7 protein-coding genes are annotated in these 10,936 nt (G+C 35.3%); 4 read left to right on the top strand and 3 right to left on the bottom strand.

Annotated elements, in window-relative coordinates; translation table 11 throughout:
* Nucleotides 1–146: 146 nt before the first annotated feature.
* Nucleotides 147–773: a WbqC family protein gene (locus tag ABFR62_10505; protein ID MEN8138850.1), complete on the bottom strand. Its 627-nt coding sequence runs from the start codon at nt 771–773 to the stop codon at nt 147–149.
* 155 nt (nt 774–928) lie between these two features.
* Between ABFR62_10505 and ABFR62_10500 the strand changes: the two genes are divergently transcribed.
* From ABFR62_10500 to ABFR62_10490, 3 genes are all read left to right on the top strand, one after another.
* The gene (locus ABFR62_10500) at nt 929–2,836 is read left to right on the top strand and encodes a glycoside hydrolase family 13 protein (GenBank protein ID MEN8138849.1); all 1,908 of its coding nucleotides are present in this window, start codon (nt 929–931) and stop codon (nt 2,834–2,836) included.
* Between the two features lie 51 nt (nt 2,837–2,887).
* On the top strand, nt 2,888–5,080 hold the full coding sequence (locus tag ABFR62_10495; GenBank protein MEN8138848.1) for a DPP IV N-terminal domain-containing protein: 2,193 nt from the start codon (nt 2,888–2,890) through the stop codon (nt 5,078–5,080).
* A 181-nt stretch (nt 5,081–5,261) separates the two neighbouring features.
* Complete coding sequence (locus ABFR62_10490) at nt 5,262–5,843, top strand: hypothetical protein (protein MEN8138847.1); 582 nt, start codon at nt 5,262–5,264, stop codon at nt 5,841–5,843.
* Between the two features lie 97 nt (nt 5,844–5,940).
* Here ABFR62_10490 and ABFR62_10485 read toward each other — a convergent pair whose 3' ends face one another.
* Entirely contained in the window at nt 5,941–7,674 is a 1,734-nt protein-coding gene (locus ABFR62_10485) for a hypothetical protein (GenBank protein ID MEN8138846.1), read from the bottom strand.
* A gap of 382 nt (nt 7,675–8,056) precedes the next feature.
* Entirely contained in the window at nt 8,057–8,863 is an 807-nt protein-coding gene (locus ABFR62_10480) for a carboxypeptidase-like regulatory domain-containing protein (GenBank protein MEN8138845.1), read from the bottom strand.
* 119 nt (nt 8,864–8,982) lie between these two features.
* On the opposite strand from ABFR62_10480, the gene ettA reads away from it, so the two are divergent.
* Nucleotides 8,983–10,671 carry an energy-dependent translational throttle protein EttA gene (gene ettA / locus ABFR62_10475; GenBank protein ID MEN8138844.1) on the top strand — a complete coding sequence of 563 codons (1,689 nt, stop codon included), beginning with the start codon at nt 8,983–8,985 and terminating at the stop codon, nt 10,669–10,671.
* Nucleotides 10,672–10,936 lie beyond the last annotated feature (265 nt).

Here is a 10,936-nt window from a genome sequence, read left to right as displayed (position 1 = left end):
TCTGAAGTTGAGAAGTTCGGAGATTTATAGTCTGTAATAATCGTTATTGCGAACCCAAAGCTTTTATAGCAAAAACTCCAATCATGCCTTCTGCCTGATCGGAGTTTCGCATTAAGTTTATTTCTATATATGATGTTATAAGTATGTTATTTTAAAGAAATACTTTCCAAATAGTTTAGTGCATTTGGACCTTCCATAAATATTAAATCCAGAATACTTAAATTAGGAATGAATCCAAATTTGTCAGAGAATACCTGAGTGTAGTTTGGTGTAATAACAGCAGAGTCTTTTTTTGCATTGAATTCCGCTCTAAGGTCTAATATTTCTGAAGGACTTTCCTCATAGGCTGTTGTTTTAGTCAAATCCCATGATTCCTGTATAATATCCTGAATAAGATTTGCTGTATCCATATTCAGGTCTGCCAAAAACTTATACTTTTTTTCGAATAAAGGCCTTAATTCGTCTTCGTAGAATTCGAAATAAGGAGAGGTTCTATAGGCTGACCCCAGAGATTTCCAGTGAAGTTTCTGCCAGTCAAATTCGTTTGCGATTTGTGTATCATTTGTTTTACGTCTGATGTTTTCATTTTTGCAGTGCTTTACAGGGACATTTAAGAGTAACTTTCCGTTAGCACCATAGATATAGCAACGATTTCTGTAAGTTTGTTTCTGGAAATTATCTTCCACTTCAATGATTGACTTTTCTGATTGAACTATATGTGCGAAATAATCAATCGGACCGAAATATGTACTTGGCAATAATTTAGCTTGCATAAACCTCTTTTCTGTTTTTATGCAAAATTAATACAATCTGTTAATAATTAATAAGTAGTTGTTCCTTTTGATTTAAGAAATATTGAAAAATGTTTTCAGGAAATCTTTTTTCATAATATCTTCAGCCTCATTTGTGAAATTTTATTCAAAAAGAAATGAGGACAATATTACTTTTTACAGCTCTGTTATTAGGACTGGCAATGGTTGGATGTGATGAATCATCAGTTGAAAATGATAAAAAAGGTGAAAATTCAATAAAACTTTTAGCCTTGGATAAGTCCCCCGAATGGTCACAGAATGCAATCTGGTATCAAATTTTTGTAGAACGCTTTAGGAACGGAGATGAGCAAAATGATCCTAAGTTGGATGATATAAGGAGTTCATACCCCAATAAGTTTCCTGAGAACTGGCAGGTAACTCCATGGCAGCATCAATGGTATAAGCTTAATGATTGGGAGGTGGAATTTTACGGAAATGATTTTTATACCGCCGTACAATCACGCCGCTATGGGGGAGACCTACAAGGGGTATTGGATAAGCTTGACTATTTAACGGATCTTGGAATCACGGCAATATATTTCAATCCTCTTAACGATGCACCATCAATGCACAAGTTTGATGCAACTAATTATGTTCATATCGATCATACTTTTGGTCCCGATCCGGAAGGTGATTTGGAAATAATGGCAAATGAGGATCCTTTAGATCCATCAACATGGCAATGGACATCGGCCGATAAGTTGTTTTTGAAAATTATTGAAGAGGCTCATAAGAGGGGAATAAGAATAGTTCTGGATTATTCGTGGAATCATACGGGTGTAGAGCATCCGTTTTGGAAAGATATTTTAAAGAATCAGGAAAAATCAGTTTATAAGGATTTATACATGATAAACTCTTTTGATGACCCTGATACCCCTGAAAATGAATTTTCATACGATGGATGGGCCGGAGTAGCTGGGTTGCCAGAGTTGAAAAAGGTAGATGTAGTAAACAGAAAACACGGACTCCCTTATGAAGGTAATATTCATCCTGTGGTTAAAGAATATATTTTTAATGTTTCAAAACGCTGGCTTGATCCGATGGGGAATGGAGACTTTAGCAAGGGACTGGATGGCTACAGGTTAGATGTAGCCGATCAGATTCCTATGGGATTTTGGCGTGAATACAGGAAGTTTGTCCGATCTGTAAATCCTGAAACATATTTGATAGGAGAAATATGGTGGGAAAACTGGCCTGATATTATGATGGATCCCCGTCCTTATACAAGCGGTGATGTTTTTGATGCTGTAATGCACTATCATTTTTATAAACCCGCACGAAGATTATTTTCAGGAGCAAATGGTAGGTATTTGCCTTCAGAGTATATCAAGGAGCAGGAAAAAGTTTTTTCGGGTTATGAAGAGTACACAATTCGTTCGATGATGAACATGTCGTCAAGTCACGATGCACCCCGTTTATCAACATCTTTTTACAATAAAAATCAATATAAATATCAGGCAAAGCAGAGCGATAATAAAAACTATAAAATTAACAGACCGGATGAGGATACCTGGAAAGAGCTTAAACAGTTTTTGGTTCATCAGTATACATTTGTCGGTTCACCACAGATATGGCAAGGCGACGAAATGGGAATGTGGGGAGGAGATGATCCGGATGACAGGAAGCCGTTAATTTGGGATGATTATATTTTTGAAGATGAAGACAGAGATGCATTTGGTAATGAATATTCTATAGACGAGGTTAAATTAGACAATGAATTGCTGTTGTTTTATAAGAAATTAATCAGCATAAGAAAATCGAATAAGGAGTTGGTTTATGGAGATGTAGACTACTTTTTAGCGGATGATTATAAGAATGTTCTTGCTTATAAAAGAAGCTTTGAGTCGAATGTTGTTTATGTGCTTTTTAATTTGAGTAATGAAGCTAAAGATATAGAGGTAGAAGTTGAAAAAGAAGGAGTTTACATCGATTTAATTAGCGGAAAGAAAGTTCATCAAAAAAACGGAACGTTAACAATTTCTTTAGAAGAGAAATCATCTTTAATTGTTAAACTTGCCCAATAATTTGAATTATTACATATAATAAACCAATAATATAGATCTAAATATTAATAGATGAAGAATTTAAAAATAGCTTTAGCCTCATTCTTTGTTCTTGTGGGGAGTGCGATTCACGCTCAAAAAAACGGACTAAGTCTGGATGATGCAATAATGAAGAAGAAAGTTTATTACGGACAGAAACTTAATAATCTACAGTGGACAAAAAGTAAAGACCTGTATTCTTATTATGGAAGTGATAAGTCTGTTACAATTGCCGGCTTAAATGGAAAGGTAGTTAAGCTTACTGCTGAAGATATAAACTCAGGGTTGGATAGTGAAAATCAGGTAAAGAAGGCACCAACTCAGATAACGTGGTTGTCAAAGGATGTATTTCAGTTTGTTTCGGAAGGAAAAGTTTATGAGTACAATGTAAAAAACAAATCAGGTAATGTTAAATACGTGTCCCGAACAGGATCTGAAAACTTTGATTTTACAGAAAATGGTGATTATGCGGCATATACTGTTGATAATAACCTTTATGTAGTAAGTGCAAATGGGGAACATGTTGTTACAAAAGATGAGAAGTCATCTAATATTATAAACGGACAGGTAGTACACCGTGTTGAGTTTGGAATAACTAAAGGTACATTCTGGTCGCCAAAAGGAGATGTTTTGGCTTACTATCACAAGGACGAGAGTATGGTTAGCGATTATCCTTTGGTAAATGTAATGACACGCGAGGCTGAACTTGAAGCTATTAAGTATCCTATGGCCGGTAGGAAAAGTGAAGAGGTTACTCTTGTTTTATATAATGTTGAAACTCAAAAAGAAGTAGTAGTACAAACAGGTACACCTAAGGAGCAGTATTTAACTAATGTAGCCTGGGGACCGAATCAGAATTATATTTATATAGCTGTACTGAACAGAGATCAAAATCATATGAAGTTAAATCAGTATAATGCTGAAAACGGTGAATTTGTTAAAACTCTTTTTGAAGAGAAAAGTGAAACTTATGTTCAGCCTCTACATAAGATGGAATTTATTCCCGGAAAAAATGATGAATTTTTGTGGAGAAGCGAAAGAGACGGGTATAATCATTTTTACAGATATAATGTTGATGGGAAACTGTTAAATCAGGTTACCAGCGGTGAATGGGTAGTTGATGAGTTTATCGGTTTCGATAAGAATAAAGTGTATTTTACAGCAACCGATAATAACGGACTGGATAGAGTAATATATAAGAGTAACGTTACAAATTCATCATCTAAGAAGTTAAGCAAAGTTGGTGGTGTGCACAAAGCAAGTTTAAGTCCTGATAAAAAGAAAATATTGGATTCGTGGTCAAACCTCGAAACACCTAATACGGTAGATTTGATCAATGCATCTAACGGACAGGTAGCTAAACAACTTTTCCAGTCACCTAATCCATTGGTAAATATTGAAATAGGGAAAATTGAACTTGGAAAAATTAAAGCTGCTGATGGAGAGACAGATTTAAATACCCGTACAGTTTATCCTGCGAATTTTGATCCGTCGAAAAAATATCCTGTACTGATATATGTTTACAATGGTCCCGGAGTACAGTTAATACACAACAGATGGTTGGCCGGTTCAGCAATGTGGATGCCTTATTTTGCAAATCAGGGTTACATAATTTACACAGTAGAGGGAAGAGGTTCTGAAAACAGAGGTGTAAAATTCGAGCAGGTTACTTTCCGTCATTTAGGCGATGAAGAGATGAAAGACCAGATTAAAGGAGTTGAGCATTTAAAAGGCCTTCCTTATGTTGATGGTGATAGAATAGCAGTGCACGGGTGGAGTTATGGAGGTTATATGACTACAAACCTAATGACAAGTTATCCTGATGTGTTTAATGCAGGGGTAGCGGGTGGACCGGTTATCGACTGGAAATGGTACGAAGTGATGTACGGAGAACGCTATATGGATACTCCGGAATCTAACCCTGAAGGTTATGCTTCTACAAGCTTATTGCCAAAAGCTAAAAATCTCAAAGGTAAACTGTTGATGATTCACGGAGATGTTGACCCTACTGTTGTAGTTCAACATTCAATGCGATTCGTAAAACAGTGTATCGATGACGGCGTACAGGTTGATTATTTCCTTTATCCGCAACACGAACACAATGTACGTGGAAAAGACCGTGTGCATTTGATGCGTAAGGTGTTGGATTATATAGAGGAAAACAATAAAGGAGTTAAGCCTGAGGCAGATGAAGGAAATATATCAGTTTTAGAGAATGTTGAATAAAGAATAATTATCATAAGTTAGTGTTGGTATAAAAAGAATCGAATCTATTTTATATTAAAGTTATTTTAAAAGGAAGCAATTCAATGAGTTGCTTCCTTTTTATATATAATACCGGTTACAAATCAAAATGTATTAATTTTGACGTATAGAATGAATTACTTAAATATTTAATTCGATAGAAATGACTTTTAGAGAATTTGATGTTCTGGAGATAAAACCGTCGGGAAAATATTCTGATTATTCCCTTGAGCTTGGTTTAGATAATTTTGGCAGTCTGTTGAGGTTTATACAGAGTTTGGATTATGGCAGAAACAGTAATAAAGATGATTACTTTCTGGTTGTGGAAGAAAAAAAAGGAACATGTGGAACAAAGCATGCTTTCCTGTATGAATTAATTAAGGAGCAAAATTGGCATGGCTGGGAGCTTGTAATAGGCATTTATCTGATTGACTGTGATAATACTCCGGAGGCTTGCGATTTATTGGAAGAAACGGAATTATTCGAAGTGCCCAATGCTCATACATATCTTAAGTATGAAGGTAAGATAATAGATGCTACAAAGCCGGGTAGTGATAAGTTAGAATTTAAAAGTAAGCTGCTCAGTGAGACTAAAATAGATTCGCACCAAATTAATCAGTTTAAAACTGATCTTCACCGCAAATTTTTGAAAAGGTGGGTAGGCGATAACGAGCTGGGATGTTCTTTATCTTTTCACAAGGTATGGAACATCAGAGAGCAAATAATAGAATTGTTGTCAGCCTGAGTTTTTGTAATGTATATATATTTTTAGAATTACAGATTTTATCCAATAAAAAAAGCCTCCTTATTAGGAGGCTTTCTAATTTTATTCTTATAGAAAATTACTCAGCAGCAGGTGCAGCAGCGTAAAGTTCTCTAAATTCTAGATCTGTTTTAGCTTTTTCTTCCATTTTAGGATTTTTCTCGAATGCAGACTTCAAGTAGTTCTTAGCATCGTCAGATTTTCCTAATCTTTGAGAAGCGATAGCTTTAAGGTAATCAGCTTTACAAGTGTTTACTTCACCAGCTTCAAGAGTTTTGATACCACCGTCGTAATCACCGTTCAATACTTTAGCAAGAGCTAAGTTGAAAGTGTTTTTACCTTGCATATCCTCGATAGCTTTATTGTAATCACCTTCTTTGATAGCTTTTACACCTCTGTTGTAAGAAGCTTCCGCTGTAGTTGATTTAGCAAACATTTCGTCAGCAGCTTCAACATCACCAACTAACATTTTAGCAACAGCCAGGTTGTTGATAGTAATATCGTTTTCTTCAATCTGGTATGCTTTTTCGAATAAAGAAACAGCTTCATCTTTGTTACCTAGAGCTTGTGCACAGTGACCGGCATCTGTAGGGAAACGGTAATCAGCAGGGTACATTTCAATACCTTTCTTCAAAATTTCTAAACGTTCTTCTTTCGACTCAGTCAGTGAAGTAGCATAAAGAACTTCCTCAGCATCTAATTGAAGAGCAGTTGTTCCGTCAGCTTTAACCATTTCTACTTTTAAAGAATCAGCACCCTTAGCAGCTAATTCTTTGATCTCTTCGTCAGTTTTTCCAACTAAGCTGTAATTAATTACAACCTGAGTTCTACGTAATTGAGGAAGAATATCGTCTTTAAGAACATCATAAGTATTAGAAAGAGATTTTAGAGTTTTCTCTTTAGAATCTAATAATGGCTCATCATCAAGAGAACGTAAGATCATGTCTTTATCCTCGATGTCAGAAGCTTTAATTGCAGCATAAACTCCATCCCAGTCAGCACCTTTACCTTCAATAGTAAAGAATCCGTCTTGGTATTCAATTTTTGCTCTTTTAACTGCAGCTGTTATTTTCTTCTCAACGTTTTTAGCACGATCATCAGAAAGGTTAGCGTTTAATGTAGCTTCACCTTCAGGAGATGCATAACCAACGAAAGAGATACCTGAAAGAGTTAATTTCTCTTCATTTCCTGCAGATTTAACAAGGCTCTCTAAAGCTTTGTAATCTTCTTGTTTAAGTTCACTGCTTCTAATTGCAGAAGAATTAACTTTAAAGTTAACCATTCCAGCAAGTTCGTGATTTGTTGTTTGTTCGTATGCCGGAGCAACAAATGAAGACATATAATCATCTTCAACTAAAAGAGATGTAGTAATAACTCCCGGAGCTAAAGGAATAGCTTCGAAATCTTTTCTCTTATCTCCTTTTTTTCCAACAATTTTTACTGATAGTTGCGATTTCTCCATTTCCGGAGTGTAGTCAACTTCATCTGTATAAGAAACAGTTTTTCCTGATTCGTAAGGAATTACAGTTGCATTTCCAGGGTATTCTTCACCTTGGAATTCAACCATTTTAAATGGAGTTTGTCCACCTTCATAACTCAACTCTGGAGTTAATTCAATAGCAACTGCTTTCTTGAACAATTTTTCTGGGAATTGACCTTTGATGTCAATTTTAACCTTTCCACCGTGTACTTCTAATGGGTTAGGATTTACCGAATAGTAGTCTTTGTCAAGGTCTTTCATTGAGTTACAACTTGATAACGTTGCAACTGCTGCCCCAACAACTGCTAATGACTTTAAGCTAATATTTCTCATGCTTAGAATTATAATTTACTGTCTTTACAGTTATTAATTATTTACAATTTTAGATATTTTAGTAAAATACTCAGTAGCAAAAGTATAAAATTCGCAATCAATTAATATATATATGTTATAAAATCATTTATCTAGAGTAGATAAAGCGTTTTATACACTAAATATGCTATTAATGAGACGTATTGCAATTTTTAATTTGATACCTATTGCATAGTAAAGTTAATTTTTTTTTTTGAAAATAGCTGTATTTTCTTACTTGAATTGGATTTTAATGCACGCTTAGCTATAGATAGTAATTAATTTGGTCATAAAAAGGGATAAAAATAGCCCTGATTTACTTTTAAAAAATCAGGGCTTTTAATATATATATATTGAATATTAGTTATTCCTCTTTTTTTATTCCGGATTCTTTATCTATATAAATTTTGTATTGACCATAACAATCCAGAACTGCCTGTAATATTTGGAGATCGTTTGCTTTTATGATGTAATCATGGTCATAATCACAGTACTTAAGTATACTTTCAATTTGTTTTCTTGAAAGATTCAGTGTTTCCATTAAAAATTCCCTGTCATATTTTTGATGCAATAAATCTCTAACCTGGCTGGTTTCCTCAAGTTCTTTTAATTTACGCAGCTCTTTTGGTCTTTTACCAAATATATTATAGATAAAATCTACAGGTTGAAAAACACTTGGCTTGGTGTATTTGTTAGGCCCTAGTTCTGACGATGTTTTAAGATTTCCAATTTTAACAACTCTTCGTTCTTCTAAGGCAATAAGGTTTTTTACATCTACTTCCAGCACCCCTGTTAAATCGTATGGTGAAACAACTACCTCATTTAGTTTGTAATTCTGGGTTATCAATTTAATAATGTTATGTTGATTCAACATTTTTTTTGATACAATCAGTTTTTTGGAATGATATCCCATTTCAGAAAAATATAGGGTGTCTCCTAAGGCTACCTCAATTCTGAATTCTCCCCTGTAGTTCGAAATAGTACCTTTTGTAGTTGTAAGGTTAATAATATGTGCGTTTTCTAATGGTCTTTGGTTAAATAAGTTTACAATTTGCCCAAAAAACGGTTTCCTATAAGTACGACTGCTTTGAGCGAAAGAAGAACTTGCAACCAGTAACATTATTACTATCGGGACCAGTTTTTTTATTAGGATTTTATAGGTTATAGACATATAAAAGGGTTATCATTTTATTAGAGAACGAAGAAACAAAAAAATAATTATTCTGCAAGAGTGATTAACTTAAGTTTAAGTATTTTTGCATACTTAAATATAGAAAATAATAAATTAATATGTCAGACGATAAAAAAGTAATTTTTTCAATGTCCGGGGTAAGTAAAATTTACTCCAGTACTAATAAAACGGTTTTAAAAAATATTTATCTGAGCTTCTTCTATGGAGCTAAGATTGGTATTTTAGGATTGAATGGCTCGGGTAAGTCTACTTTATTGAAGATTATTGCCGGGCTGGATAAGGAGTTTCAGGGTGATGTAGTTTTCTCTAAAGATTATAGTGTAGGTTATTTGGCTCAGGAGCCGATACTTGATGACGATAAGACCGTAATAGACATTGTACGTGAAGGTGCAGCAGAAACAATTGCTATTCTTGATGAGTATAATAAAATAAACGATATGTTTGGTCTTCCGGAGGTTTATGAAGATGCAGACAAAATGGAAAAATTGATGAATCGTCAGGCAGTTTTGCAGGATGAAATCGATTCTAAAAATGCCTGGGAACTCGATACAAAGTTAGAAATAGCAATGGATGCATTAAGAACTCCTGAAGGCGATACTCCAATTAAGAATTTATCCGGAGGTGAACGTCGCAGGGTAGCTTTGTGCAGATTACTTCTTCAGGAACCTGATGTATTGTTGCTTGATGAGCCTACTAACCACCTCGATGCTGAGTCTGTGATGTGGTTAGAACAGCATTTACACGAATATAAAGGAACTGTAATTGCAGTAACTCACGATAGATATTTTCTGGATAACGTTGCGGGTTGGATTCTTGAACTTGATAGGGGAGAGGGTATTCCATGGAAAGGGAACTACTCTTCGTGGCTTGAGCAGAAAACTGTTCGAATGGCAAAAGAGGAAAAACAGGTATCTAAACGCAGAAAAACTCTTGAGCAGGAATTGGAATGGGTTAAAATGGCGCCAAAAGGTCGTCATGCGAAGTCAAAAGCCCGTCTGAATAACTATGATAAGCTGATGAGTCAGGAGGAGAAACAAAAGGATTCTCAACTGGAACTATATATTCCTAACGGACCACGATTAGGTACAAATGTTATTGAAGCCAAAGATGTTGCAAAAGGTTACGGTGACCGACTATTATATGATAACTTAAACTTTAGTCTTCCTCCTAACGGTATTGTTGGAGTAATCGGACCGAATGGTGCCGGTAAAACAACGCTTTTTAAAATGATAATGGGCGAAGAGACACCAAATAGTGGTGAGTTTGCCGTTGGTGAGACTGCTAAGATTGCCTACGTTGATCAATCGCATTCGGATATTAATCCTGAAAAGTCATTATATGAGAATTTTGCCGATGGTCAGGAGCAGGTGATGATGGGTGGTCATATGGTTAATACGCGAGCGTATTTGAGCAGATTTAATTTTGCCGGTCCCGAACAAAACAAGAAAGTTAAGGAGATGTCGGGAGGAGAAAGAAACAGACTTCATCTGGCAATGACATTGAAAGAGGAAGGGAATGTACTGTTGCTCGATGAGCCAACAAACGATTTGGATGTAAATACACTTCGTGCTTTGGAAGAAGGATTGGATAGTTTTGCAGGTTGTGCCGTTGTTATTTCTCACGACCGTTGGTTCCTCGATCGTATTTGTACACATATTTTAGCCTTTGAAGGAGACAGTTCGGTTTATTTCTTTGAAGGGTCGTTCTCTGAATATGAAGAAAATAAGAAGAAGAGGCTGGGTGATACTACTCCTCACCGTATTAAGTATAAGAAACTTGTGAGATAAGTTTATAAAAGGAAAACGCCCCGGTTTGGGGCGTTTTTTGTTTTCATATGTATATTATTTTATGTTTTGGTCATACCTGCCCGACTGCATCATGCAGGCAGGTGGTATCCCCATTTATATTCATCACGCTTGGTCTCGGCTAAGCCGAGATGGGGTTTTCATATGTAGCGATTATTTAAGCTCACTCAACTTTATGCCTTCTATATCTTCCGTAAGTTTGTTTTAAGTATTCTTTTTCGTTCGAAGGTTGATAATTACTCGAAAG

It is taken from the genome of Bacteroidota bacterium, from assembly GCA_039714315.1.
In the GTDB taxonomy this organism is placed as follows: domain Bacteria; phylum Bacteroidota; class Bacteroidia; order Flavobacteriales; family JADGDT01; genus JADGDT01.
The sequence above is the reverse complement of the archived record's forward strand: the minus strand, read 5'-3'. Positions and strand labels throughout refer to the sequence as shown.

Excerpts from the sequence above, each read along its gene's own strand:
- ABFR62_10505 (MEN8138850.1), bottom strand. The coding sequence starts at position 773 with ATGCAAGCTAAATTATTGCCAAGTACATATTTCGGTCCGATTGATTAT.
- ABFR62_10500 (MEN8138849.1), top strand. The coding sequence starts at position 929 with ATGAGGACAATATTACTTTTTACAGCTCTGTTATTAGGACTGGCAATG.
- ABFR62_10495 (MEN8138848.1), top strand. The coding sequence starts at position 2,888 with ATGAAGAATTTAAAAATAGCTTTAGCCTCATTCTTTGTTCTTGTGGGG.
- ABFR62_10490 (MEN8138847.1), top strand. The coding sequence starts at position 5,262 with ATGACTTTTAGAGAATTTGATGTTCTGGAGATAAAACCGTCGGGAAAA.
- ABFR62_10485 (MEN8138846.1), bottom strand. The coding sequence starts at position 7,674 with ATGAGAAATATTAGCTTAAAGTCATTAGCAGTTGTTGGGGCAGCAGTT.
- ABFR62_10480 (MEN8138845.1), bottom strand. The coding sequence starts at position 8,863 with ATGTCTATAACCTATAAAATCCTAATAAAAAAACTGGTCCCGATAGTA.
- ettA (MEN8138844.1), top strand. The coding sequence starts at position 8,983 with ATGTCAGACGATAAAAAAGTAATTTTTTCAATGTCCGGGGTAAGTAAA.